Source organism: Bosea vaviloviae, assembly GCF_001741865.1.
Taxonomy (GTDB): Bacteria; Pseudomonadota; Alphaproteobacteria; order Rhizobiales; family Beijerinckiaceae; genus Allobosea; species Allobosea vaviloviae.
On sequence record NZ_CP017147.1, the window covers coordinates 6,311,491 to 6,335,876 of the forward strand.

22 protein-coding genes and 1 tRNA gene are annotated in these 24,386 nt (G+C 67.0%); 19 read left to right on the top strand and 4 right to left on the bottom strand.

The window, feature by feature from the left end; all coding sequences use genetic code 11:
• Window positions 1–214: 214 nt before the first annotated feature.
• The 10 genes from proB to hisE all read left to right on the top strand — a co-directional run bounded on the left by proB (window position 215) and on the right by hisE (window position 9,510).
• Window positions 215–1,339: a glutamate 5-kinase gene (gene proB, locus BHK69_RS29295; RefSeq protein ID WP_069693191.1), complete on the top strand. Its 1,125-nt coding sequence runs from the start codon at window positions 215–217 to the stop codon at window positions 1,337–1,339.
• 119 nt (window positions 1,340–1,458) lie between these two features.
• On the top strand, window positions 1,459–2,700 hold the full coding sequence (locus BHK69_RS29300) for a glutamate-5-semialdehyde dehydrogenase (RefSeq protein ID WP_069694059.1): 1,242 nt from the start codon (window positions 1,459–1,461) through the stop codon (window positions 2,698–2,700).
• A 14-nt stretch (window positions 2,701–2,714) separates the two neighbouring features.
• On the top strand, window positions 2,715–3,326 hold the full coding sequence (locus tag BHK69_RS29305; protein ID WP_244548357.1) for a nicotinate-nucleotide adenylyltransferase: 612 nt from the start codon (window positions 2,715–2,717) through the stop codon (window positions 3,324–3,326).
• A gap of 181 nt (window positions 3,327–3,507) precedes the next feature.
• On the top strand, window positions 3,508–3,807 hold the full coding sequence (rsfS, locus tag BHK69_RS29310; protein ID WP_069694060.1) for a ribosome silencing factor: 300 nt from the start codon (window positions 3,508–3,510) through the stop codon (window positions 3,805–3,807).
• Between the two features lie 75 nt (window positions 3,808–3,882).
• A complete protein-coding gene (rlmH, locus tag BHK69_RS29315) occupies window positions 3,883–4,362 on the top strand; it encodes a 23S rRNA (pseudouridine(1915)-N(3))-methyltransferase RlmH (RefSeq protein WP_069693193.1) in 480 nt (159 codons plus the stop codon).
• A 59-nt stretch (window positions 4,363–4,421) separates the two neighbouring features.
• A complete protein-coding gene (locus BHK69_RS29320; protein WP_069693194.1) occupies window positions 4,422–5,783 on the top strand; it encodes a murein hydrolase activator EnvC family protein in 1,362 nt (453 codons plus the stop codon).
• Window positions 5,783–7,126, top strand: a complete 1,344-nt coding sequence (locus BHK69_RS29325) for a S41 family peptidase (RefSeq protein ID WP_069694061.1) — start codon at window positions 5,783–5,785, stop codon at window positions 7,124–7,126. The genes BHK69_RS29320 and BHK69_RS29325 overlap by 1 nt, the downstream gene beginning before the upstream one ends.
• A gap of 171 nt (window positions 7,127–7,297) precedes the next feature.
• Window positions 7,298–8,512, top strand: coding sequence for a divergent polysaccharide deacetylase family protein (locus tag BHK69_RS29330; protein WP_069693195.1), 1,215 nt, complete (start codon window positions 7,298–7,300; stop codon window positions 8,510–8,512).
• On the top strand, window positions 8,509–9,018 hold the full coding sequence (locus BHK69_RS29335) for an RNA pyrophosphohydrolase (protein WP_069693196.1): 510 nt from the start codon (window positions 8,509–8,511) through the stop codon (window positions 9,016–9,018). The genes BHK69_RS29330 and BHK69_RS29335 overlap by 4 nt, the downstream gene beginning before the upstream one ends.
• Window positions 9,019–9,159: 141 nt before the next feature.
• Window positions 9,160–9,510, top strand: a complete 351-nt coding sequence (gene hisE, locus BHK69_RS29340; RefSeq protein WP_069693197.1) for a phosphoribosyl-ATP diphosphatase — start codon at window positions 9,160–9,162, stop codon at window positions 9,508–9,510.
• Window positions 9,511–9,776: 266 nt separating this feature from the next.
• Here hisE and BHK69_RS29345 read toward each other — a convergent pair whose 3' ends face one another.
• Complete coding sequence (locus BHK69_RS29345) at window positions 9,777–10,553, bottom strand: SDR family oxidoreductase (RefSeq protein ID WP_069693198.1); 777 nt, start codon at window positions 10,551–10,553, stop codon at window positions 9,777–9,779.
• A 37-nt stretch (window positions 10,554–10,590) separates the two neighbouring features.
• Window positions 10,591–11,370: a GntR family transcriptional regulator gene (locus BHK69_RS29350; protein WP_244548358.1), complete on the bottom strand. Its 780-nt coding sequence runs from the start codon at window positions 11,368–11,370 to the stop codon at window positions 10,591–10,593.
• Between the two features lie 118 nt (window positions 11,371–11,488).
• Between BHK69_RS29350 and BHK69_RS29355 the strand changes: the two genes are divergently transcribed.
• The 6 genes from BHK69_RS29355 (at window position 11,489) to BHK69_RS29380 (ending at window position 18,717) form a co-directional block, all read left to right on the top strand.
• Window positions 11,489–12,754: an ABC transporter substrate-binding protein gene (locus tag BHK69_RS29355; RefSeq protein ID WP_069693199.1), complete on the top strand. Its 1,266-nt coding sequence runs from the start codon at window positions 11,489–11,491 to the stop codon at window positions 12,752–12,754.
• 134 nt (window positions 12,755–12,888) lie between these two features.
• Window positions 12,889–13,764: a branched-chain amino acid ABC transporter permease gene (locus BHK69_RS29360; protein ID WP_069693200.1), complete on the top strand. Its 876-nt coding sequence runs from the start codon at window positions 12,889–12,891 to the stop codon at window positions 13,762–13,764.
• Between the two features lie 8 nt (window positions 13,765–13,772).
• Window positions 13,773–16,298, top strand: a complete 2,526-nt coding sequence (locus tag BHK69_RS29365) for a branched-chain amino acid ABC transporter ATP-binding protein/permease (protein ID WP_069693201.1) — start codon at window positions 13,773–13,775, stop codon at window positions 16,296–16,298.
• A 172-nt stretch (window positions 16,299–16,470) separates the two neighbouring features.
• Window positions 16,471–17,412 carry a 3-hydroxyacyl-CoA dehydrogenase gene (locus tag BHK69_RS29370; RefSeq protein WP_069693202.1) on the top strand — a complete coding sequence of 314 codons (942 nt, stop codon included), beginning with the start codon at window positions 16,471–16,473 and terminating at the stop codon, window positions 17,410–17,412.
• Between the two features lie 43 nt (window positions 17,413–17,455).
• Window positions 17,456–18,388 (top strand): 3,5-dioxohexanoate:acetyl-CoA acetone transferase, encoded by a 933-nt coding sequence (gene kce, locus BHK69_RS29375; RefSeq protein WP_069693203.1) that lies wholly within the window; start codon window positions 17,456–17,458, stop codon window positions 18,386–18,388.
• Window positions 18,389–18,640: 252 nt separating this feature from the next.
• Window positions 18,641–18,717: transfer RNA gene (locus BHK69_RS29380), tRNA-Arg, on the top strand.
• 267 nt (window positions 18,718–18,984) lie between these two features.
• Here BHK69_RS29380 and BHK69_RS29385 read toward each other — a convergent pair.
• Together BHK69_RS29385 and paaZ are read right to left on the bottom strand one after the other, a co-directional pair.
• The gene (locus BHK69_RS29385; RefSeq protein ID WP_342029742.1) at window positions 18,985–19,356 is read right to left on the bottom strand and encodes a MarR family transcriptional regulator; all 372 of its coding nucleotides are present in this window, start codon (window positions 19,354–19,356) and stop codon (window positions 18,985–18,987) included.
• Window positions 19,357–19,493: 137 nt separating this feature from the next.
• Window positions 19,494–21,533 (bottom strand): phenylacetic acid degradation bifunctional protein PaaZ, encoded by a 2,040-nt coding sequence (paaZ, locus tag BHK69_RS29390; RefSeq protein WP_069694063.1) that lies wholly within the window; start codon window positions 21,531–21,533, stop codon window positions 19,494–19,496.
• Between the two features lie 144 nt (window positions 21,534–21,677).
• Here paaZ and paaG point away from each other — a divergent pair, with 144 nt between their 5' ends.
• From paaG to paaK, 3 genes are read left to right on the top strand one after another with little or no spacing between them, the layout of a single operon-like run.
• The gene (gene paaG, locus BHK69_RS29395) at window positions 21,678–22,499 is read left to right on the top strand and encodes a 2-(1,2-epoxy-1,2-dihydrophenyl)acetyl-CoA isomerase PaaG (protein ID WP_069693205.1); all 822 of its coding nucleotides are present in this window, start codon (window positions 21,678–21,680) and stop codon (window positions 22,497–22,499) included.
• Window positions 22,500–22,555: 56 nt separating this feature from the next.
• On the top strand, window positions 22,556–22,972 hold the full coding sequence (gene paaI / locus BHK69_RS29400; protein WP_083269750.1) for a hydroxyphenylacetyl-CoA thioesterase PaaI: 417 nt from the start codon (window positions 22,556–22,558) through the stop codon (window positions 22,970–22,972).
• 24 nt (window positions 22,973–22,996) lie between these two features.
• Window positions 22,997–24,325, top strand: a complete 1,329-nt coding sequence (paaK, locus tag BHK69_RS29405) for a phenylacetate--CoA ligase PaaK (protein ID WP_069693207.1) — start codon at window positions 22,997–22,999, stop codon at window positions 24,323–24,325.
• Window positions 24,326–24,386: the final 61 nt, after the last annotated feature.

The window sequence follows — 24,386 nt, forward strand, 5'->3', positions numbered from 1 at the left end:
TCTCATGCGCGGGGCCACGTCGTTCGGCCTAAATATCGACAGGCCTCATATGGGCGCTTGAATCGCCATTGTCAATGCAACAGCGGATGAAACCGCTATAGGCATGGCCGCGCAGCCATCGGCGGCGCTTTACAAGCGCGCCGTTTTCGCCAACAGCCAGAGCCGCAAGTCTTGAAAGTTCAACAAGTCCTGAAAGTTCAAACCGGTCACAGCCGTGAAGACGCCGTCACTGAACCAGTTCCGCCGCATCGTCGTCAAGGTCGGCTCCAGCCTGCTCGTCGACCGGGCGCGCGGCCGTTTGCGCCAGGCCTGGCTCGCCGCGCTCGCTGAGGACCTCGCCGATCTGCACCAGCGCGGCGCCGATGTGCTCGTCGTCTCATCGGGCGCGATCGCGCTCGGGCGGACCGTGCTCGGCCTGCCCTCGGGGCCATTGCGGCTGGAGGAAAGCCAGGCGGCGGCGGCCGTCGGCCAGATCGCCCTCGCCCGGACCTGGGCCGAGGCGCTCGGCCATCACGGCCTCACTGCCGGCCAGATCCTGCTGACGCTCGCCGACACCGAGGAGCGCCGGCGCTATCTCAACGCACGCGCAACGCTGGGTCGCCTGCTCGATCTGCGCGCGATCCCCGTGATCAACGAGAACGACACCGTCGCCACCGCCGAGATCCGCTATGGCGACAATGACCGGCTCGCCGCCCGCGTCGCGACCATGGCCGGCGCCGACCTGCTGGTGCTGTTCTCCGATATCGACGGTCTCTATACCGCCCCGCCCCTCAGCGATCCCGGCGCGCGCCATATCCCGCTGGTCGAGCGCATCACGCCGCAGATCGACGCCATGGCGGGTGGCGCTGCTTCCGAACTCTCGCGCGGCGGCATGCGCACCAAGATCGAGGCCGGCAAGATCGCGGCCGCCGGCGGCACGCATATGCTGATTGCCGACGGGCGGGGGAAGAACCCGCTCAGTGCCATCGCCGATGGCGCGCGCTGCACCTGGTTCCTGACCGCCTCCACGCCCGCGACCGCGCGGAAAACCTGGATCGCCGGCTCGCTCGAGCCACGCGGCGCGCTCCATGTCGACGAGGGCGCGGCACGAGCCCTGCGTGGCGGGGCGAGCCTGCTGCCGGTCGGCGTCAGCCGGATCGAGGGCGATTTCGCGCGCGGCGACGCCGTGCTGATCCGCGATCCGCAAGGCGCGGTGCTGGGACGCGGACTCGTCGCTTATGATGCAAACGAGGCCGCGCTGGTGCTCGGCAAGGCCTCGCGCGACATCGAGGCCGTCCTGGGTTACCCCGGCCGCGCCGAGATGATCCACCGGGACGACATGGCCCTTGGCGTCAGCTAAGGTCTGGGCGTCGGTTAAGGTCTGAAGGCATAAAGGGTTTGGATAGGCCGGTCATGACGAGCGAGAGCGCCCTGCGCGTGGTCTCTTCCGACAAGGAGCGCGGCGATGTCGCGGCGCTGATGGGCGATCTCGGCCGGCGCGCGCGCGCCGCCGCGCGCCTGATCGCGCTCGCCCCGGCGACGAAGCGCGACGCCGCGCTCGTCGCGATGGCCGCGGCCCTGTGCGCCAATGCGGCAGAGATCCTCGCAGCCAACGCGCTCGACATCGCCGACGCCAAGGCCAATGGCCAGAACGCCGCCTTCATCGACCGGCTGCTGCTCGACCAGGCCCGCCTCGACGGCGTGGCCGAGGCCGTCGCGTCCGTGGCTGCCCTGCCTGACCCGGTCGGCCGCGTGCTGGCGAGCTGGACGCAGCCCAATGGCTTGCGCTTCGAGCGTGTCGCGACACCGCTCGGCGTCATCGCGGTGATCTTCGAGAGCCGCCCCAATGTCACGGCCGATGCCGGCGCGCTCTGCCTGAAGAGCGGCAACGCCGCGATTCTGCGCGCCGGCTCCGACAGTTTCCGCACCTCCTCGGCGATCGCCGCCGCTCTGCGCCAGGGGCTGGAGGCGGCGGGTTTGCCGGCCGACGCGATCCAGCTCGTGCCGACCCGTGACCGCGCGGCAGTCGGCGAAATCCTCAAGGGCCTCGACGGCCATGTCGACGTCGTCGTGCCGCGCGGGGGGAAAAGCCTCGTCGCCCGCGTCCAGAGCGATGCCCGCGTGCCGGTCTTCGCCCATCTCGACGGCAACTGCCATGTCTATGTCCATGCCAGCGCCGATCTCGCCATGGCCCGCGAGATCACCCTCAACGCCAAGCTGCGCCGCACCGGCGTCTGCGGCGCGGCCGAGACCCTGCTGGTCGACGAGGCCTGCGCGGCGACGCATCTCGCCCCGCTGGTCACCGCCCTGCTCGACGCCGGCTGCGCCGTGCGCGGCGACGCCGCGACGCAAGAACTCGACGCCCGCGTCACCCCCGCGACCGAGCAGGATTGGGCGACGGAATTCCTCGACCGCATCATCGCGGTGAAGCTCGTCGCAGGGCTCGACGCCGCGATCGACCATATCGAGCGCTATGGTTCGCACCATACCGAGGCGATCGTCGCCGACGACGCGGCTGCCGCCCGGCGCTTCCTCGCCGAGGTCGATTCGGCGATCGTGCTGCACAATGCCTCGACCCAGTTCGCCGATGGCGGCGAATTCGGCTTCGGCGCCGAGATCGGCATCGCGACGGGGCGCATGCATGCGCGCGGGCCTGTCGGCGTCGAGCAGCTCTGCTCGTTCAAATATCGTGTCCATGGCGACGGCCAGATTCGTTCGTGACGCAGAATCTTGCCTTGAGCAGCGATCACCTGCGGCTGCCGCCCCATGCGCCGGGCCTGCGCATCGGCCTGTTCGGCGGGAGCTTCAACCCGGCCCATGACGGCCACCGCATGGCGAGCCTGACCGCGCTGCGCCGGCTCCAGCTCGACCGCGTCTGGTGGCTGGTGACGCCCGGCAACCCGCTCAAGGACAACGCCGCCCTGCCGCCTTTGGCTGAGCGCGTCGCCTTCGGGCGCGAGATCGCCGACCATGCCCGCATCCATGTCACCGGGATCGAGGCGCGGCTGCGCACCCGCTACACCGCCGACACGCTGCGCGCGCTGAAGCTGCGCTGCCCCGGCGTCCACTTCGTCTGGCTGATGGGCTCGGACAATCTCGCCAGCTTCCATCGCTGGAACGAGTGGCGCGCGATCGCCCGGATGATGCCGATCGCGATCATCGACCGGCCGGGTTCGACCCATAGCTCGGTCGCCTCGCCCGCCGCCAACTGGCTCTCGCGCTGGCGGATTTCGGAAAGCCAGGGCGCCGCGCTCGCCGATGCGAAGCCGCCGGCCTGGATCTTCCTGCACGGCCGCCGCTCCGGCCTCTCCTCCACGCAATTACGCGAACAGGCCGAATCCGATTGAATTTTAGCCCCGCTGAGCGTAATTTGATCAGGTCGCGCTGTGAGCGCGTCGTGATCGAGAGGATACGGAACTGAACCGTTCAACCCTTGGTGAAGCCGAGCCCAAGCCGCTTCCCCAGGCCGCTGTGTCGGAAAACCCATCCGCCGACAGCGTAGCCCTCGCATTGCATGTTCTCGAAGAGATGAAGGCCGAAGACGTCACGGTCATCGACCTTGTCGGCAAGACCTCACTGGCTGATGCGATGATCATCGCGTCGGGCCGGGTGAACCGTCATGTCGCCTCCATCGCCGACAGCCTGGTCGAAGCCCTCAAGGCGTCGGGCCTGCCCACGCCCAAGGTCGAGGGCATGCCGGCCTGCGACTGGGTGCTGATCGACACCGGCGACATCATCGTCCACGTCTTCCGCCCGGAAGTGCGCCAGTTCTACAATCTCGAGAAGATGTGGGGCGCCGACAGGCCCAACGAGCGCCTCGTCAGCTGACCAACGCAGAATGCGAAAAGCGGGAACCGGTTTTCGCATTCTGCTCCAACGTTCCAGAACGAGAGACGCGCGCCGTTGCGCCTCGCCATCATCGCCATAGGCCGGCTCAAGGACGGGCCGGAACGTGAGTTGTGCGAGCGCTATCGCGAGCGCGCGCTGGCGCTCGGCCGCGGATTGGGCCTGTCCGGCCCGGAAATCGTCGAGCTCGCCGAGAGCCGCGGCCGCCGGCCCGACGAGCGCAAGCGCGACGAGGCCCAGGCCATCACCGCCAAGCTCACGCCCGGACTTCTGATCGCGCTCGACGAGCGCGGCCGCAGCCTGACCAGCGACGCCTTTGCGGCCAGGATAGCCACTGCACGCGATGCCGGCACGGCAGCCGCCAGCCTCGTCATCGGCGGCGCCGACGGGCTCAGCGATGAGATCCGCGACCGGGCCGATCTGACGATCGCGTTCGGGGCCTTGACCATCCCGCACCAGATCGTGCGCGCGCTGGCGCTCGAACAGCTCTACAGAGCCATGACGATCATCGCCGGACACCCTTATCATCGCGCATGAAACTATTCCGGCCCCTGATTCGCGGATGGCGCAGCCCGGCCCGCCCACGGCATCGCGGCATGCCGGATAAAGGCTTCCGCACATCCTATAGGCAGGCCCGCAAAGCCCTTACTGCCCTGTCGCTGGCCCTGTTCATCGCCTCTCTTCCTGCCGCCGCTCAATCCCCCGATCCCGAGCAATTGACCCGCGAGGCACAGGCCAAGCAGGTCGAGAAACAGGCCCGCGAGGCCGAACTCAAGGCGATCGAGCAGCGCCTGGCCGGCAATGCCGAGGCGCGCGGCAAGCTGGAGGCGGAGATCGCCGGCATCCGCGCCGACCGCGCCGCCCTCAACAAGGCCCTGCTCGAGGCGACCCAGCGCACCCAGGCCGTCGAGCGGCGCATCGGCGCGATCGAGGACAGGCTCGGCCTGCTGCAATCCAGCGAAGCGGCGATCCGGCGCTCGCTCGAAGGCCGGCGCGGCTTGATCTCCGAAGTGCTGGCGGCGCTGCAGCGCATCGGCCGGCGTCCGCCGCCGGCGGTGCTGGTGCGCCCCGAGGATATTCTGGAAGCGGTGCGGGCCTCGATGCTGCTGGGCGCGGTCGTGCCCGATCTGCGCCAGGAAATCGAGATCCTGGGTTCCGATCTCGGCGAACTGGTGCGCTTGCGCGAGAACATCACCGGGGACCGTAAGGCCATCACCACCGAGCTGGAGGGCCTGGCGACGGAACGTCAGCGCCTGGCCTCGCTGATCGAGGCCAGGCGCGAGCGTGAAACGGGCGCCGCGCGCGACGTCGAGGAGCAGCGCAGCGTCGGTGGCGAGCTCGCGGCGCAAGCGCGCTCCCTGCGCGATTTTGTCGAGCGCATGGAAAAAGAGATCTCGACGGCCAATCGCGCCGCCGAGACCGCGCGCCAGGCCCTCGAATCGGAAACCCGCGAGCAGCGCCAGCGCATGGCCGCGCTCGCCTTCAAGGACCCCGCACGGCTCGCGCCCAAGATCGCCTTCGCCGAGGCACGGGGCTTGCTTCCCCTGCCGGCGGCGGGATCACAATTGCGTGGTTTCGGCGAAAGTGACGGCGCAGGCGGCACGACGCGTGGAATATCTGTGAGTACGCGGCCCAATGCCCTAGTTTCGGCACCTTCGGACGCTTGGGTGGTTTATGCGGGTCCCTTCCGCTCCTTCGGGCAACTCTTGATCCTGAATGCCGGCGGGGGGTACTATTTGCTGCTGGCCGGAATGCAGCGCATCGATGTATCGCTGAATCAGTTCGTCCTCGCGGGGGAACCGGTTGCGGTGATGGGCGAAACGTCGGAAGCTGCCGCGACGATCGTAGGTTCTGGGACCGGACAACCGGTTCTTTATATAGAGTTCAGAAAAGACGGCGTTTCGGTCGATCCGGCGCCGTGGTGGACGAAATCGCAAGGCGAAAAGGTTCGCGGATGATGCGCAAGGTTTCCCTCGTTTTCGCCGGTGCGGTCATGGGCGCCGGCCTGACCGGTCTGGTCACCCAGACAAAGCTGTTCACCTCGACCAGCGCGGTCGCGGCCTCCGCCGAGGTCTATCGCAGTCTCAACCTGTTCGGTGACATCTTCGAGAAGATCCGCACCGATTATGTCGAGAAGCCGGATGAACAGAAGCTGATCGAGGCCGCGATCAACGGCATGGTCTCCTCGCTCGATCCGCATTCGGGCTATCTCGACGCCAAGAGCTTCCGCGACATGGACACCGACATGCGCGGCCAGTTCGGCGGGCTCGGCATCGAGGTCACGATGGAGGACGGCGTCCTCAAGGTCGCCAAGCCGATCCGCGACACGCCCGCCTCCAAGGCCGGCATCCTCTCCAACGACATCATCCGCCAGATCGACGGCGACGAGGTCAAGGGCCTGAGCCTGACCCAGGCCGTGGAGAAGATGCGCGGCATCATCAACACCCAGGTCAAGCTCAAGATCGAGCGCCCGGGCAAGACCGACCCGCTCGAATTCACCCTGACCCGCACGACCATCGTGGTGCCGGCGGTCGAGGAACGCGTCGAGAACGACGTCGGCTATATCCGCATCGGCACCTTCAGCGAACAGACCTATGAGGGCCTGCGCAAGGGCATCGAGAAGGTCAACACCGAGATCGGCAAGGACAAGATCAAGGGCTACGTCATCGACCTCCGCAACAATCGCGGCGGCCGTCTCGACCAGTCCGTGCTGGTCTCCAACGCCTTCCTCGAGCGCGGCAAGATCGTCTCGACGCGCGGCCGCAACGCCGAGGAGACGCAGGTCTTTAACGCCAAGCCCGGCGGCGACCTGACCAAGGGCAAGCCCGTCGTGGTGCTGATCAACGGCTCCTCCGCCTCGGCCGCCGAGATCGTCGCCGGCGCGCTGCAGGACCACAAGCGCGCGACCATCATGGGCACGCGCTCCTTCGGCAAGGGCTCGGTCCAGACCGTGATCCCGCTCGGCGCCAATGGCGGCCTGCGCCTGACCACGGCGCGCTACTACACCCCATCCGGCAACTCGATCCAGGCCAAGGGCATCACGCCCGATGTCGAGGTCGCGCAGGAGATCCCGGCCGAGCTCAAGGACAAGCTCGGCGAGAACAAGGGCGAGGCTTCGCTCAAGGGCCATCTCAAGACGGTCGACGGCAAGGAAGAGCAGTCCGGCTCGGCCTCCTACGTGCCCAACGATCCGTTGAAGGACACGCAGCTGATCGCGGCGCTCGACCTGCTGCGCGGCGTCAAGAAGGACGCCGCCGCGCCTGCCCCGACGCCCACCCCCGAGGCGCCGAAGCCGAACTGAGCACGGGAGACGCGCCGCCCGGCACTCGACGGGCGGCTCGCCACACGACAAGACTAGACGCGCGGGCCGTTGATTCGGGCCGCGCGATCGTGCTGCCGGGAACCGGACCCGCTCTCGGGGACCAGCATGCTTGCTTCAGGTCTTTGCTCTCTTAGCTGAGGACGGCTGCCCTTGGCCGGAACGCCGCTCACCGAGCTCAATCGGCCGCTCGGCCAGAATCGCCCCGCGCCTCATGGCAAACCATGGGGCCTTTGGCTTGCCCTGGGCGCGAGCGGCGCTGTCGGACTTGCGGTCGCCGCCCTGCTCTTCCTCGTCGCGACGCGCCGCGATCCCGATGGCGGCCAACCGATGGCGACGGCGCTGATCGAAAAGCGTAGCCCCCAATCGCAAGCGACATCGCCGACGCCGGCGGCCTCCACTCCGGAACTGCGAACCCAGACCAGCGCCAGCCAGCTCGAAAGCGAAGCCGGCGTGACCGTGGTGCGCCCGGGTGCGGGCGCGGAAGCGCCTGGCTCGATCGTCATCACCATTCCCGACAGCGCCGCGACGATAAAGCTCGCCTCCTCCCCCGACAGCCGGCTGGTCGAGCGCACGCGCCACGGCCTGCTGCCGAAGATCGGCCCCGACGGGGCGACGCCCGCCCAGATCTATGCCCGCCCGCTCGGACCGCAGCCCGCGACCAAGCCGGCAGGGCGGATCGCCCTGCTCGTCGGCGGCCTCGGCATCAGCCAGAGCGGCACCGCCGACGCCATCGCAAAGCTGCCGGGGGCGGTGTCGCTGGCCTTCGCGCCCTATGGTCCGGAGCTGGAGCGCACGGTCCAGCGCGCGCGCGGCGAAGGCCACGAGATTTTTCTCCAGGTGCCGATGGAGCCGTTCGACTATCCCGACAACGACCCTGGCCCGCAAACCCTGCTGACCGGCCCGAAGGCGGCTGAGAATATCGACCGGCTGCAATGGGTGCTCGGGCGCTTCACCGGCTATGTCGGCATCGTCAATTTCCTCGGTGGGCGCCTGACGGCGGACGATGCCGCGCTCTCGCCGATCCTGCGCGAGATCTCCGGGCGCGGGCTCATCGTCGTCGATGACGGCTCCTCCTCGCGCAGCCTGCTTGCGACCTCGGCCACGCGCGCCCAGATCCCGGCGATGAAGGTCGATCGCGTCATCGACACGGTCGCCCGGGCCGACGCGATCGACAAGGAACTCGCCATGCTGGAAGCGCTGGCGCGCGAGCAGGGCATCGTCATCGCTTCGGCGAGCGCCCTGCCCGTCTCGATCGAGCGGATCGCGCGCTGGGCCCAATCGCTCGAGGCCAAGGGCATCCTCGTCGTGCCGGTCAGCGCGGCGCGCGGCTTCCGAAACCCGTCCTCGACAGGCTCCCTGCGATGATCGCTTCCCCGCCCAAGGGCTATCGTCCCTGCGTCGGCCTCGCGCTGTTCAATGCGCAGGGCCTCGTCTTCATCGGCCGACGCGCCAATCGCAGCCTGCGCGAGCATGTTGCGGACGGCCATGAATGGCAGATGCCACAAGGCGGCATCGATGCGGGCGAGACGCCGCTCCAGGCGGCGAGGCGCGAGTTGCAGGAGGAGACCAACGTCACCTCCGCGACCCTGCTCTCTGAGGCGCCCGGCTGGCTCAGCTACGACCTGCCTGTCGATATCGGCAAGGAGGCATGGCGGGGGCGCTGGCGCGGCCAGGCACAGAAATGGTTCGCCTTCCGCCTCGACGGCTCTGATGACGAGATCAACACGCTCACCCCCGCCGGCGGCCACAAGGCCGAGTTCGATGCCTGGCGCTGGGAGAAGCTGGAGCGGACGCCTGCCTTGATCATCCCCTTCAAGCGCGAGGTCTATCTCCAGGTCGCGACATTGTTTGCGCCTTTCGCCAGACCTTAAGGGCTGCGCCTCCGGCGCCCCCCAATTCTCCTTCCCCCTGGTCATATCCGCGTTAAATTGAGCCGACAAATGATTCGCCCGTCGGACCTGTCCCGACACGGTTGTCATGAAACCCACATGCGGCGGGACGACGCTCTAGGAATGGTTGATTCGGTCAGCAGATTGCACGCCGCCGTCCTCGCAGCACGTTCGCGCGATCCCGCCTTTTCGCGCACCGCCAAGCTGCTCGGCGAAGGCATGCCGAAAATGGCCAAGAAGGTCGCCGAGGAGGCCGTCGAGGTCGGGCTCGAAGCCGTGCAGGGCGATCGCCACCGCACCATCCTCGAAAGCGCCGACCTGATCTATAATCTGGTGGTTCTCTGGAGCGAGATCGGCATCGCGCCCGACGATGTCTGGCACGAGATCGACCGCCGCGAGCAGCTCTACGGCATCGCCGAGAAGCTCCCCAAGGGACGGCCGATCAAGCTCGCCCAGCCGATCAACGTGGGCTGACGGCCGGTCCCATCTCTCGCCGTCTTCCTGGGCTTCGCCCTCGAGTCCGATCTTCGATCGGCCCGAGGATAAACTCCGCAAAGTCCCGGGATTCCAAGCGCGTCATGGTCGGGCTTGACCCGACCATCTCGTAAACCAGAGCGCTCTGGTCACGAGATTCTCGGGGCGCAAGCCCGAGAATGACGTCCTCCGATGGATTCCGGACCGGCGCCGCTGACGCGGCTTGTCCGGAATGACGCGAGACCGTTGCGTCAGAACCGCTTCCCTCAGCTCAGCATCCGCGTATCGCCGCAGACGGAGACCTCCTGGCCCGAGATCGTCTTGCCGAAGGGCGAGGCCAGGAAGACGATCTGCTTGGCGATGTCGTTTGGATCGACGAAACGCTTGATCGAGACCCCGGCAAAGAGCCGCGCCGCCATCTCGTCATGCGAGATGTTCATGCTGCGCGCCTTGTTGGCGATGACGCTCTGGATGCGCGCGCCGTCGACCAGCCCTGGGCAGATCGCATTCGCCCTGATGCCGAACTCGCCGAGTTCGGCGGCCAGCGCCTTGGTGAAGCCGATTACGCCCCATTTCGCCGCCGCATAGGGCGAGCGCAGGGGAAAGCCATGCTTCCCCGCCTGGCTCGACAGGTTGACGATGCTGGCGTTGGCGGACTGCTTGAGATGCTCCACGGCAAGCCGCGTGCAGTTGAACTGGCCGGTCAGGTCGATGGCGACGCAAGCGTCCCAATCCGCCGGATCGATCTCGTCGACGCGGCCCGTCGGGCCGGCGATGCCGGCATTGTTGACCAGGCAGTCGAGCCCGCCCAACGCCGCCAGCGCCTCCCCGAACAGCCCGCCCACGGCCTTGCGGTCGGAGACGTCGCAGACCGATTGCGTGATCGCCGGGTCGCTCTGTGCCATCGCGGCCAGCGCCTCGCGATCGACGTCGCAGATATGCACCTTCGCTCCCTCGGCTGCGAAGGCGCGCGCCGTCGCGCGCCCGATGCCGCCTGCGCCGGCGGTGACGAGCACGCGCAAGCCCTCGATCTGCAAATCCATGACGCTGTCTCCCTGTGCTGCGGGCCCGCTGGCGGAATCAATCCGATTCCCCGAGCTGCCCTGTCTGTTCGATATGTGCCGCTGCCGCACCGATGTCGGCTTCCAGCGCCGCCCGTGCCGCCACGGCGTCGCCGCGCCGCAAGGCCGCGAGCAGCTTCTCATGCTCCTGCATGGCGCGGCCACCCTTGAGCCGGCGCGGCTCATGGCGCATGTCGAGATTGAGGATCGGTCCGGCCTTGAGCCAGAGGCGCTCGATCATCTCGACCAGGCTCGGCATGCCGGCCGCCTCGTAGAGGGCGAAATGCAGGTCGCGATTGGCGGCGACCGCGCCGGCCGGGTCCGGCGCCTCGGCGCTCGCAGCCTGCCGGAAAGCGGCCTCATGCGCGGCGATCCGGGCGAGCTGATCCGGCGTCACCTTGCGCGCCGCCTCCTCGGCGGCGAAGCCCTCGACGACCAGCCGCAATCGCGTCAGCTCCCGGAACTGCGCCAGCGTCAGCACCGGCACGCGCACCGCCCGCCCCGGCAGAACCTCGAGCGCCCCATCGGCAGCGAGCCGGCTCACCGCCTCGCGCACCGGCATCATCGAGACGCCAAGCGCCTCGGCGACGCGGCGCAGCGACAATTTCTCACCCGGTGCGAGACGGCCTGCGACTAGGAGCGCGCGCAATTCGGTGGTGACCCGCTCGCCCAGGGTCTCGCGCGCCAGCGCGCCGACCTCCTCCAGCGCCCACGGATCGCGCGGCGTCTCCGCCGCGCCGGGCGCATCATCGGCCATGGCGGCGGCAGGAACGGGTGAGGGCTGGACATGGCCAATCATGTCTGCCAACCTAACTGTGATCACAGATCACGACAAGCGGCTCCAAGACCGCAACTTCAAAAAGACCACCGCTCGACAATCCAGCGCAAAGCGCGGAACCGTTCTGGGAGGAACGCCTATGACAGATCGACAGCCATCGAAATTCCGCGTCTCGCGTCGTCAGGCGCTGGTCGGCATCAGTGCGGGCGCAGCCACCGGGCTGATCGCCTGCCCCTCGCTGATCCTGGCGCAGACGCCCGACGCCATCCGCTACGGGCATCTGACGCCGCGCACCGGCTTCCTCGGTCCGCTCGGAGAGTACGGCGTGATGGCCGTCGATCTCGCGGTCGAGGAGATCAATGCGGCAGGCGGCGTCAACGGGCGCAAGCTCGAGGCGCTGAAGGAGGATTCGGTCAATCCGCAGACCGCCTCGACCAAAGCCGAGCGCATGATCGAGCGCGACAAGGTCGCCTGCATCCTCGGCGAGATTTCCTCGGCCTCCTGCCTGACGATCTCGCAGGTCGCGGCCCGCAACAAGACGCTCTTCGTCAACACCGGCGGCAATTCCGACGCGTTGCGCGGCGAAAGCTGCAACCGCTACATGTTCCATGTCGAGCACCAGAACTCGATGTATGTGAAGAGCTGCGGCCGCTCGCTGATGGCGCAGGGGCTGGTCAAGGGCAAGAAGTGGTTCTCACTGACCGCCGACTACGCCTTCGGCCATGACCTGCTCAAGGTCGCCAAGCGCTTCATGGAAGCCAATGGCGGCCAGTTCGCCGCCGACAAGCTGGTGCCGACCGACGCGACCGACTTCTCGGCGCTGCTGATCGAGATCCGCGCCGCCAAGCCCGATCTGGTGATCTCCAACCTCGCCGGCAACCAGATCACCAATTTCCTGAAGCAGTATTCCGAGTTCGGACTGACCTTCCCGGTCGCCGGCTTCGGCTTCGACACGGCCCTCGCCTGGGCCGCCGGCAAGGACAATTTCGGCGGCGTCTGGCCCTGCGTCTGGCATCACCTGATCGACACGCCCGAGACCAAGAAATTCGTCGCGGCCTTCACCAAGAAATACGGCAAGCCCCCGGAGAACCAGGCCTGGGGCGACTACACGGCCGTGAAGATCATGGCCCAGTCGATGAACGAGCTGAAGAGCACGGACACCGCAAAAATCCTCGAATATTGGGAGAAAGGCGCAAAGTTCGACGTGATGAAGACGCGACCCGGCTATTTCCGCGCCTCCGACCACCAGCTCATGAGCGAGATGTACACGATCACCGCTCTGCCGGCGGCGCAGGTGAAGAACCAGTGGGACCTCTTCACCTCCTCACCGCCGGTCCCTGGCCCGAACGAGGAACTCGAGGTCATCGCCACCCAGGGCGACGAGGCCATCTGCAAGATGAGCTGAAGCGCCGTCATTCTCGGGCAGCGCTTAGCGCTGACCCGAGAAACTCATGACCATAGCCCTCTGGTTTCCGAGATGGTCGGGTCAAGCCCGACCATAACGGCATTCCATTCCACGCAGCGAACGAAAGCCAACCCTTGCTCACCCTCTTCATCCAGCAGGTACTGAACGGGCTGCTCGACGGGGTCTATTACCTCCTGATCGCGCTCGGCCTGTCGCTGATCTTCTCGCTTGGCGGCATCGTCAACCTGGCCCATGGCGCCTTCTATGCGATCGGCGCCTATCTCACGATCGTGCTCGCGCCCCATATCGGCTTCGGCGGCGCGATCATCGCCTCGCCGCTGCTGGTGGCGCTGATCGGCATCGTCGTCGAGCGCGGCCTGTTCCAGCGCTTCTACCGCTCGGACCCGATCCTCTCTCTGCTCCTGACCTTCGGGCTCGCCATGGTGGCGGAACAGTCGCTGCGCATGATTTTTGGCGCGCCACCGCTCTCCTTCTCGATCCCCGCCGCATTGCGCGGCCAGATTATCTTCGGCGAGTTCATCTATTCCCGCTATCGCGCCTTGCTGCTGCTGATCGCAGCCGCCTGCGTGCTCGGCCTCTGGTTCCTGCTCCAGCGCACCGCCTTTGGCCGCGTCGTGCGCGCCGGCGTGCAGAACCCCGACATGGTCGGCGCGCTCGGCATCTCGCTGCAGCCTTACATGATGGCGGTCGCAGGCCTCGGCATCGGGCTTGCGGGGCTCGCCGGCGTCTTGCTCGCGCCGATCTATTCGATCCACCCGGCCATGGGCCAGGAGATCATCACGCCCGCCTTCGTCGTCGTCGTCATCGGCGGACTCGGTTCCTTCTGGGGCGTGGTGGTGGCCGCGCTGATGGTCGGCCTGGTCAAAGGCATCACCATCGGGCTCGGCTACACGCAATGGTCGACCGCCGTGATCTATCTGATGATGCTGCTCGTTCTGCTGTTCAGGCCCCGCGGCCTGTTCGGCGAACGCATCCAGCGCTTTGAGTGAGGGACGCCATGACACCCTCCCGGCACGACTATGCGCCGCTCCTGATCGCGGCCGCAGGCCTCCTCGCCTTGCCCTCCCTGATGCATGCGATCGGGCTCGGCACCACCTCGGCGACCGAGATCGTCGTCTTCGCCATCGCCTGCATGGCGCTGAACATCCTGGTCGGCACGACCGGGCTCGTCTCCTTCGGCCATGGCGCCTGGTTCGGGCTTGCCGCCTATGCCGCAGGACTGGCGCAGCGCAACTGGTTCCCGGGCCAGTTCGCCTTGCCGATCCTGCTCGCGGTCGCTTTTGTGGCTCTCATCGCCTTCGCCTTCGGGGCGCTGATCCTGCGTCGCAAGGGCGTGTATTTCTCGCTGCTGACGCTGGCGCTCGCCGCCATGACCTATTCCGTCGCCTTTCGCTGGACAGCGGTGACCGGCGGCGAGGATGGCCTGGGCGGCATCAAGCGTCCGCTTTTTCTCGGCATCGATTTCGAGGCGGCGCTGCCCTTCTATATGCTCGTCGCCACCATCGGCATGGCGGTGGTCTTCGCGCTCTGGCGCTTCCAGCGCTCGCCGGTCGGCACCGTGCTGGTCGCGATCCGCGAGAACGAGCAGCGCGCCCGCTTCCTCGGCTATGCGACCGACCGCTACAAGCTTGCGGCCTTCACGCTCTCGGCCGGGCTGACCGGGCTTGCCGGCTCGCTGCTGCTGTTCAACAACCGCATGACCTCGGCCGACCCGATCTCGGTCGCCTTCTCCGGCGAATTGCTGGCCATGGTCGTCATCGGCGGCATGCGCTCGTTCCTCGGGCCGGCGCTGGGCGCGCTCTTCTTCGTCATCTTCCGCGACTATCTCTCGAGCGCGACCGAGAACTGGCTGTTCTGGTTCGGCCTGCTCTTCGTCGCCTTCATCGTCTTCTCCCCGACGGGTCTCGTCGGCGTCGGAGAGCGCCTGCTCCGCCCCTTCCGCAAGCAGCTCGACGGCGACGCGGCGATGTCGGCCCGCCAGGCCGGCGCGGTGACGCTGCCGGCCTTCATGAAACCCGTCGACAGCGTCGATGGGCCGATCCTGCGCGCAACCGGCCTCGCCAAAAGCTTTGGCGGCATCAAGGCCGTCGAAGGCGTCGACATCACGATGCAGGACCGCCGCCTGCATGCGCTGATCGGCCCCAACGGCGCCGGCAAGACCACGGCCTTCAACCTGATCTCGGGCCTGTTCAAGCCCGATCGCGGCGAGGTCCGTTTGCGCGAGCGCCAGATCGCCGGGCTCTCGCCCGAGGCGATCACGCAGGCCGGCATCGGGCGCGCCTTCCAGATCACCAACCTGTTCCCGACGCTCACGGTCGCGGAGAATGTTCGATTGGCCGTGCAGGCACGCGCGGCCGAGCGTTTCGCGCCCTGGCGCGCCGCCTCATCGCTGGCGCAGGTCAATGACGAGACCAGCCAGGTCATCGACACCATGGGCCTGCGCGGCATCGAGAGCGCGGAAGCGGGCTCGCTCAGCTATGGCGGCCAGCGCCTGCTCGACATGTCGCTGGCGCTGGCGACCAAGCCGCGCGTGCTGCTGCTCGACGAGCCCCTAGCCGGCCTTGCCGCCGCCGAACGCGAACGCGTCGGCAATCTGATCAAGTCGATCTCGATCGATGTGCCCGTGCTGCTGGTCGAGCACGATATCGACCGCGTCTTTGCCATCGCCGACCACGTCACCGTCATGAACGAGGGCTCGGTGCTGGTCGACGGCACCGTCGAGGATGCGCGTTTATCGCCGCGCGTGCAGGAGGTCTATATCGGCTCGGGCGCCCATGCGCTCGCCGAAAAGCCGCGAGAGAGCGCCGCGCGCGAGGCTGTGCTGCTCGGGCTCGACGGCGTCGACACCTATTACGGCAAGAGCCATATCCTGCGGCAGGTCGCGCTGGACGTGCATGAGAACGAGATCGTCGCCTTGCTCGGCCGCAACGGCGCCGGCAAATCGACCCTGCTCAAGACCATCACCGGCATCGCCCCGCCCGCGGCCGGCACGATCACGCTCGCAGGCTCCGACATCGCCCGGCTGCCGCCAGCCGTGATCGCGCGCGCCGGCATCGCCTATGTGCCGCAAGGACGCGGGCTTTTTGCCGGCATGAGCGTCAAGGACAATATGGAACTCGGCCGGCTCAAACGCCTGACCGGCAATGGTTCGCATTGGGACGACGACAAGATCTTCGCCTTCTTCCCGCGCATCAAGCAGCGCTGGCATTCCCCGGCCGACTACCTCTCAGGCGGCGAACAGCAGATGGTGGCGGTAGCGCGCGCGCTCTCCGGCGACACCCGCGTGCTGCTGTTGGACGAGCCCTTCGAGGGTCTGGCGCCGGCCGTCGTCGAGGAATTGTTCGAGGCCTTCGACAAGCTGAGACAGGAGATCGCGATCGTGATCGTCGACCATCATCTCGATCTCGCTTTGGCGTTGTCCGACCGCACCGTCGTGCTGGAGCGCGGCGCGGTCGTCCACACCGGCCCCTCGCGCGCCCTCAGCCAGGATCTGGCGCTGCGCCGGCAGGTGTTGTGGCTGTGATGATCTGCGGCCGCCGCTTCCAGTCCGTCATGCTCGGGCCTGACTCGAGCATCTCATTCCGGAGATTCTCGGGTCTGCGCGGAGTTTATCCTTGGGCCGGCCAAAGGCCGGACCCGGGGGCCTCGCCCGAGAATGACGGACGCTTGTCGCCTCACACTCGGAGCTCTCCCGCATGACAAAGATCGCCATTGTCGGCTCCGGCCTGATCGGACGCGCCTGGGCCACCGTCTTCGCCAGCCACGGTTTCGAGGTCGCGCTGCATGACGTCGCGCCTGGCGCGGCCGATCAGGCCCGAGCCCATATCGCGACCAATCTCGAGGAGCTCGCCAGCCACGGCCTTGTCGACGATCCCAAGGGCTCGGCCGCCCGCATTCGCGTCGCCACCAGCCTCACTGACGCGCTGGCCGGCGCCGAGCTCGTCCAGGAGAACGGGCCGGAGACGGTTGAGGCCAAGCAGGCGCTCTTCGCCGAGATGGACGCGCTCGCGGCGCCCTCGACCATCCTCGCCTCCTCGACCTCCTTCATCATGGCGTCCATCTTCAGCGAAAACCTCGCAGGCCGTGCCCGCTGCCTCGTCGCCCATCCGGTCAACCCGCCCCATCTCGTGCCGATCGTCGAGCTCGCGCCCGCGCCCTGGACCGATCCCGCGATCGTCGCCCGCGCCAAGGCGCTCTATGAGCAGGCCGGCCAGGTGCCGATCACGCTGCGCAAGGAGAAACCCGGCTTCGTGCTGAACCGCCTCCAGGCCGTGCTGCTGGCGGAGGCCTTCCGCCTCGTCGGTGAGGGGGTGGCGAGCGCCGAGGATGTCGACAAGACGATCCGCGACGGGCTCGGCCTGCGCTGGTCGTTCATGGGGCCGTTCGAGACGATCGAGCTCAATGCGCCCGGCGGCATTCCCGATTATTGCACCCGCTATGCGGAGTCCCTGAACCGCATGGTCAAATCGTCCGAGGGCCTCGGCAATCCGTTCGGGGAGGACATCGTCGCCGAGGTCATGCGCGAATGGCCCGGCACGCAAGCGCCTGAGCGCGTCAGGCGCCTGAGCGACTGGCGCGACACCAGACTTGCAGCTCTGCAGGCGCATAAGCGCGCCTCCACGCGCAAACCCTCCTGAGATCGACCAAAGATCGCCCCCAAGCCCGAAAGGACGAATCGCCATGGCGAAGAACCGCAAAGTCATCATCACCTGCGCGGTCACCGGCGCGATCCACACCCCCTCCATGTCGCCCTATCTGCCGGTGACGGCCGATGAGATCATCGACGCCGCGGTCGGTGCGGCCGAGGCCGGCGCGGCGCTGGTTCATCTCCATGCCCGCAACCCGGTGACCGGCCAACCCGACCAGTCGCCCGCAGCCTTCGAGCCTTTCCTGAAGGTCATCAAGCAGCGCACGAACGCCGTGATCAACATCACCACCGGCGGCTCGCCGACCATGGGTATCGAGGAGCGGCTCGGCCCTTGCGCTTATTTCAAGCCCGAGGTCGCCTCGCTCAACATGGGCTCGATGAATTTCGGCCTCTACCCGATGCTGAACCGCTTCAAGGACTTCAAGCATGATTGGGAGCGGCCCTATCTCGAAGGCTCGAAGGACCGCATCTTCAAGAACACCTTCCAGGACATCGAGAACATCCTGACCACCTGTGCGGAGAACGGCACGCGTTTCGAGATCGAGTGCTACGATATCGGCCATCTCTACACGCTGGCGCATTTCGTCGACACAGGCCTGGTCAAGCCGCCCTTCTTCGTCCAGTCGGTCTTCGGCATCCTCGGCGGCATCGGCCCGCACCCCGAGGACGTCATCCATATGAAGCGCACCGCCGACCGGCTCTTCGGCGACCAGTATCACTGGTCGGTGCTCGGCGCCGGCCGCCACCAATTGCCGATCGCGGCGATGGCGGTCTCGATGGGTGGAAACTTGCGCGTCGGCCTGGAGGATTCGCTCTGGCTCGGGCCGGGACAGCTGGCAAAATCCAACGCCGACCAGGTCCGTGCCGCCCGCATGATCATCGAAGGCCTCGGCCTTGAGGTCGCGACGCCCGAGGATGCCCGCGCGGAGCTGCAGCTCAAGGGCGCCGACAAGGTCAATTTTTAACGCGCTCAGAGAGCCCGATTCCATGCTTGCGGAGCCAAACGGCGCCGCAAGCGGCCCGAAGCACTGGCACGAAACCGAACGCGACGCTCACCGCGGCGGTTCGCTGCCGCGTCTACAAGCAGGTGTGCCACTGTTTCCGCCGGCCATCCACATCAGCTTGGCCGGCGCATCATTTCAGGGTTGCCAAGACGAACGAGAGCGGCTATCTCCGCGCCATCGGGTCGGCACGCCTCGCGCTGCTTGCCCCGGTACGCGCCCGTAGCTCAGCTGGATAGAGCATCAGACTACGAATCTGAGGGTCAGAGGTTCGAATCCTTTCGGGCGCGCCATTACTCTGCTCATTTGTGAGCTCCGGTTTTACAGTCATCCTATAATCGGCTTCACCCGGCGTTCTCGCCGGTTTTCCGGCGTTCCAACGCAATCGCATCGTCGATTTTGGCGCAAGGCTGACTGATTGCCCGAAAGCATTGCGGGCTGAGCAATGAGTCGACCTAGCGAATCTGACGAAACGGCTGTGTCTGGTGACACACCGTTCCTGCTGTTTTCCGCGAACGCGCATGGGAGGCTCGCATAGAGACCCTGCGGCGCGGCTTCGCTCAATCTGCTGCATCTCCCCTCACCGTTTCCGATTGCCCGGCCGTCGCCTCACGCATGCCCTGCCGCAGGGTTTGGACCAGTTTGTTGAGCGCGATCATCTGGGGCACGTCGAAGCCGGAATGGCGCAGCAGCGCGTCGGTCAGGCAGCCCGTCTTGGGATGCAGGCTCGCCCCCTTCTGCGTGAGATGCACCTCGACCAGGCGCTCGTCGGTGCTGCTGCGCCGGCGGGTGAGAAACCCCGCTGCCTCGAGCCGCTTGACCGCCGGCGTGATCGTGCTGGGTTCGAGCGCCAGCCGCTCGCCGATCGCCCCGATCGTCAGCCCGTCCTTCTCCCAGACGACGCTCAGCACGAGATACTGCGTGTAGGTCACGCCAAGCCCGTCCAGCATCGGCTTATAGACGCGCAGGATCGCCAGCGAGGCGGAAGCAAAAAGCCGCTTCAGCCGTGCCTCAAACGACCCGACTGGCCAGCAACAACCGGAGACGCCACAAGCGGTGACGGCTTCGCCTACGCCGCGACGCGTGCACTCATCGTCAGCAGCTCGTAACGCGCGACGGTCTCGTCATCCTGGTTGAAGACCTCGGCGTCCCAGCGCACCTCGCCATATTCCGGCTTCCGTGCTGCCTGCTTCTGTTTGACCGTGAGGCGGACGCGGATCGCGTCGCCCGGCGAGACCGGCTTGAGGAAGCGCAGGTTGTCGAGGCCGTAATTGGCCAGGAGCGGTCCCGGCGCCGGATCGACGAAAAGCCCCGCGGCGAAGGCGAGGATGAGATAGCCATGGGCGACCCGGCCGGGGAAGAACGGGTTCGCCTTGGCCGCCTCCTCGTCCATATGCGCGTAGAAGGTATCGCCGCTGAAATGAGCGAAGTGCTCGATGTCGTCGAGCGTGACCGCGCGCGCACCGGTCTCGACCGTGTCGCCGACGGTCAGGGCGTCGAAGTCCAGCTTGAAGGGGTGGGTTGCCGCGACCGGCGCGGGAGCGCCCTTGATCCAATTGCCCGTCAGCAGCGAGAGGCGCCCGGGCGAGCCCTGCAAGGCCGTGCGCTGCATATAGTGGAACACGCCGCGCAGGCCGCCGAGCTCCTCGCCGCCGCCGGCGCGACCGGGACCGCCATGAAGCAGATATGGCAGCGGCGAGCCGTGGCCCGTCGATTCCTTGGCGCAGTCGCGGTCGATGACGAGCAGGCGGCCATGATAGGAGGCCATGCCGAAGATCAGCGCCTCAGCCACCGCCTGGTCATAAGTGAAGACCGACGCCACCAGGCTGCCCTCGCCCATCGCCACCAGCGCGACGGCTTCATTCAGGCTGTCATAGGCCATCAAGGTCGCGACGGGGCCGAAGGCTTCCGTCGTGTGCGCATGGCGGGCCTCGCGCGGTTTGGCGCAACGCAGCAGCACCGGCTGCATGAAGGCTCCCGCCGCGATATCGCCGCCGATGACCGCGCCGCCCGCCGGATCGCCGCACAGGATCTCAGCCTCGCCTGCGATCTGCGCCACTTTCGCGCGGACGTCTTGGCGCTGGGCCAGGCTCACCAGCGGCCCCATGCGGACCTCCTCAAGACGCGGGTCGCCGAGCTTGATCGCGGCAAGCTGGGCGGTCAGCGCCTCGCCGACGGCTGTCTCCAGCTCGCGCGGAACGAAGATGCGGCGGATCGCCGTGCATTTCTGGCCAGCCTTCACCGTCATCTCGCGCACGACCTCCTTCACGAAGAGATCGAATTCGGGCGTGCCGGGACCTGCGTCCGGGCCGAGCACCGCGGCATTGAGGGAATCGCGCTCGGCGATGAAGCGTACGGCGTTGCGCGAGACCACCGGGTGGTTGCGCAGCTTCTCCGAGGTGCCGAGCGAGCCGGTGAAGGAGAGCACGTCCTGCCCCGTGAGATGGTCGAGCAGGTCGCCGGTCGCGCCACAGACGAACTGCAAGGCACCTGCCGGCAGAATGCCGGACTCGACGATCAGGCGGATGACGGCTTCGGTGACATAGGCTGTCGCCGTCGCTGGCTTGGTGATGACAGGAACGCCGGCGATCAACGCGGGCGCGAGCTTCTCCAGCATGCCCCAGCACGGGAAGTTGAAGGCGTTGACGTGGACGGCGACGCCCTGGAGCGGGGTCAGCACATGGAGGCCGACGAAGCTGCCGCCCTTGGACAACGCCTCGCTTGCACCTTCCACGACGAAACGCTCGCTCGGCAGATCCCGCCGCCCGCGCGAGGCATAGGCGAACAGCGTGCCGATGCCGCCGTCGATATCGATCAGGTTGTCGCGCTTCGTCGCGCCGGTCTCGGCAGCCAGAGCGTAGAGCGGCTCCTTATGCGTGTTGAGATAGGTAGCCAGCGCCTTGAGCAGATCGGCCCGCTGATGGAAATTCAGCGCCCGCAGAGCCGGCCCGCCGACATCGCGTGCATGCGCAACCACCGCGGCAAAGTCGAGCCCGGTACTGGAAGCACGCGCGACAACCCGGCCGTCGATCGCGCTCGGAATATCGACGAGACCGGAGGACGCCTCGAACCATTGGTCGAGCGCATAGCTTTGCAGAATCGCGGTCATGGGCGCGGTCATGGCTTTGTGTCCTCCCGGTCAGCGGAGCCTTGCGTTCGCAGGTTGACAAGCGAGCTCCTTGCGTAAAAGATTAACCGATCGGCCGGTTAATTCAAGAGGCTCTCAAAGAGCCCGACCCCAGGGAGGATAGCGATGCAGCCGAAGACAGGCTTGCCGACGACAGGCTTGGAGCCCGTGCTTCTCGTCGACCAGCGCGACGGCTGGACCAAGCTGACCTTGAACCGCCCGGAGCGGTTGAATGCCTTCAACGAAGCCATGCATCAGGCCTTGGCCGCGGCTCTCGACGAGGCTGGCGCCGACGAGCACTGTCGCGCGGTTCTGCTCACCGGCACCGGTCGCGGCTTCTGCACCGGGCAGGATCTGAGCGACCGTCTCGGCGGCGATGGACCCCACGATCTCGGCGCAACGATCGAGGCCTTCTACAACCCGCTGGTGCGGCGGATGCGCGCTTTGCGCAAGCCGGTGGTCTGCGCCGTCAACGGCGTCGCCGCCGGCGCAGGTGCCAATATCGCATTCGCCTGCGATATCGTGCTGGCCGCCCGCTCGGCAAAGTTCATCCAGTCCTTCGTCAAGGTCGGCCTTGTGCCGGATTCGGGCGGAACCTTCTTCCTGCCTCGGCTGGTCGGCCCTGCGCGGGCGCGCGGGCTCGCCATGCTGGCGGAGCCTCTCCCGGCCGAGACCGCCGAAGCCTGGGGCCTGATCTGGAAAACCGTCGAGGACGCGACCCTGCAAGAAGAGGCCGAACGGTTGACCGCGCATCTCGCGACGCAGCCGACGCAAGGGCTCAGCCTGATCAAGCAGGCGCTCGATGCCGCGCAAGAGAATAGCCTGGACGAGCAGCTCGACCTTGAACGTGATTTCCAGCGCAAGGCCGGCCGCACACCGGATTATCGCGAGGGGGTGAGCGCCTTCATGGAAAAGCGGCCGCCGCGTTTTTCCGGGCGCGACTCGTGAGCGCGCCTCTCGCCGCTCTCTCGCCGGAGGAGATTGCGTGTCGCGCCGCCCAGGTGATGTGGGCCAGCGACAAGGCGAGCCAGGCGCTGGGGATGGAGATCGTCTCTATCGGACCGGGCGAGGCCGTGCTGGCGATGTCGATCTCGCCCGAGATGACCAACGGCCACGGCACGGCCCATGGCGGTTTCATCTTCGCGCTCGCCGACAGCGCCTTTGCCTTCGCCTGCAACTCCTATGGCGAGACCACCGTCGCCGCCCATTGCAGCATCTCCTATATCGCGCCGGGCAAGGCCGGAAACCGCCTGGTCGCCGCTGCCCGTGAAGTCTCGCGCAGCGGCCGCTCCGGGATCTACGATGTCCGCGTCACCAGCGACGGCAAGACGATCGCCGAGTTCCGCGGGCATTCCCGCACCATCGGCGGCTCGTTCATCGAGCCCGCCGCCAACGCGCCGCAGAGCGCGATCCGATCATAAGCTCGTGGGAAGGAGACGGCGACCATGGCGCTTCGTGCAATGGCATTCGACGGTGCGGTGAAGGACGGGCTCGACGCGGCGGAGCGCGCCTCTCGCGACGAAATCATGGCGCTCCAGCGTGAACGCCTGGCCTGGTCGCTGCGGCATGCCTATGAAAACGTGCCGCATTATCGTCAGTCCTTCGACGCGGCCGGCGTCCACCCCTCCGATTTCCGCCAGCTCTCGGACCTCGCCAAGTTTCCCTTCACGGTGAAGCAGGACCTGCGCGACAATTATCCCTTCGGGCTTTTCGCAGTGCCGCGCGAGAAACTCGCGCGCATCCATGGCTCCTCGGGCACCACCGGCAGGCCGATCGTGGTCGGCTACACCCCGGCCGATATCGATATGTGGGCCAATGTCATGGCGCGCTCGCTGCGCGCCGCCGGCGCGCGCCCGGGCATGATGGTGCATGTCGCTTATGGCTACGGCCTGTTCACCGGCGGGTTAGGGGCCCATTACGGCGCCGAGCGGCTCGGCTGCGCCGTCGTGCCGATGTCGGGCGGCATGACCGAGCGCCAGGTCCAGCTCATCACGGATTTCAAGCCCGAGGTGATCATGGTGACGCCGAGCTACATGCTCGCCATCCTGGACGGCTTCGCCAAGGCGGGGCTTGATCCGCGCGCGAGTTCGATGCGTTTCGGCGTCTTCGGAGCCGAACCCTGGACCAATGCGATGCGCGAGGAGATCGAGCAGGCCTTCGCCATGGACGCCACCGACATCTATGGCCTGTCGGAGGTGATCGGGCCCGGCGTCGCCCAGGAATGCGTCGAGACCAAGGACGGCCTGCACGTCTGGGAGGATCACTTCCTGCCCGAGGTGATCGATCCCGAGACGGGCGCGGTGCTGCCCGACGGCGAACCGGGCGAACTGGTCTTCACCTCGCTCAGCAAGGAAGCCTTCCCGATCATCCGCTATCGCACCCGCGACCTGACCCGGCTTCTGCCGGGCACGGCGCGACCCGGCATGCGGCGCATGGAGAAAGTGACCGGACGCTGCGACGACATGATGATCCTGCGCGGCGTCAACGTCTTCCCGACCCAGATCGAGGAGGCGCTGCTCGCCACCGACTGGTGCGCCGGCCATTTCCTGATCGAGCTGACGCGCGAAGGCCGCATGGACGAAATGACAGTGCTGGCCGAGGCTCGCGAGGGGTTCTGGGATCGCGCCGGCCTGACCGTTCAGGCCGAACGGCTGGTGACGCGGATCAAGGACACGATCGGCATTACCACGCGGGTGCTGATCCAGCCTCCCGGAACGCTGGAACGCTCGGCCGGCAAGGCCAAGCGTGTGATCGACAAGCGCCCGAAGGGGTGAGGGCGCCGCCGTCATTGCGAGCGCAGCGAAGCAATCCAGTAAGGCGTAGAGCGCTGCCGCT

Coding starts and splice junctions, on each gene's coding strand:
- BHK69_RS29300 (WP_069694059.1), top strand. CDS start 1,459: ATGGGCGATCTCGGCCGGCGCGCGCGCGCCGCCGCGCGCCTGATCGCG.
- rsfS (WP_069694060.1), top strand. CDS start 3,508: ATGAAGGCCGAAGACGTCACGGTCATCGACCTTGTCGGCAAGACCTCA.
- BHK69_RS29320 (WP_069693194.1), top strand. CDS start 4,422: ATGCCGGATAAAGGCTTCCGCACATCCTATAGGCAGGCCCGCAAAGCC.
- BHK69_RS29325 (WP_069694061.1), top strand. CDS start 5,783: ATGCGCAAGGTTTCCCTCGTTTTCGCCGGTGCGGTCATGGGCGCCGGC.
- BHK69_RS29335 (WP_069693196.1), top strand. CDS start 8,509: ATGATCGCTTCCCCGCCCAAGGGCTATCGTCCCTGCGTCGGCCTCGCG.
- hisE (WP_069693197.1), top strand. CDS start 9,160: ATGGTTGATTCGGTCAGCAGATTGCACGCCGCCGTCCTCGCAGCACGT.
- BHK69_RS29345 (WP_069693198.1), bottom strand. CDS start 10,553: ATGGATTTGCAGATCGAGGGCTTGCGCGTGCTCGTCACCGCCGGCGCA.
- BHK69_RS29350 (WP_244548358.1), bottom strand. CDS start 11,370: ATGATTGGCCATGTCCAGCCCTCACCCGTTCCTGCCGCCGCCATGGCC.
- BHK69_RS29355 (WP_069693199.1), top strand. CDS start 11,489: ATGACAGATCGACAGCCATCGAAATTCCGCGTCTCGCGTCGTCAGGCG.
- BHK69_RS29365 (WP_069693201.1), top strand. CDS start 13,773: ATGACACCCTCCCGGCACGACTATGCGCCGCTCCTGATCGCGGCCGCA.
- BHK69_RS29370 (WP_069693202.1), top strand. CDS start 16,471: ATGACAAAGATCGCCATTGTCGGCTCCGGCCTGATCGGACGCGCCTGG.
- kce (WP_069693203.1), top strand. CDS start 17,456: ATGGCGAAGAACCGCAAAGTCATCATCACCTGCGCGGTCACCGGCGCG.
- paaZ (WP_069694063.1), bottom strand. CDS start 21,533: ATGACCGCGATTCTGCAAAGCTATGCGCTCGACCAATGGTTCGAGGCG.
- paaG (WP_069693205.1), top strand. CDS start 21,678: ATGCAGCCGAAGACAGGCTTGCCGACGACAGGCTTGGAGCCCGTGCTT.
- paaI (WP_083269750.1), top strand. CDS start 22,556: ATGTGGGCCAGCGACAAGGCGAGCCAGGCGCTGGGGATGGAGATCGTC.
- paaK (WP_069693207.1), top strand. CDS start 22,997: ATGGCGCTTCGTGCAATGGCATTCGACGGTGCGGTGAAGGACGGGCTC.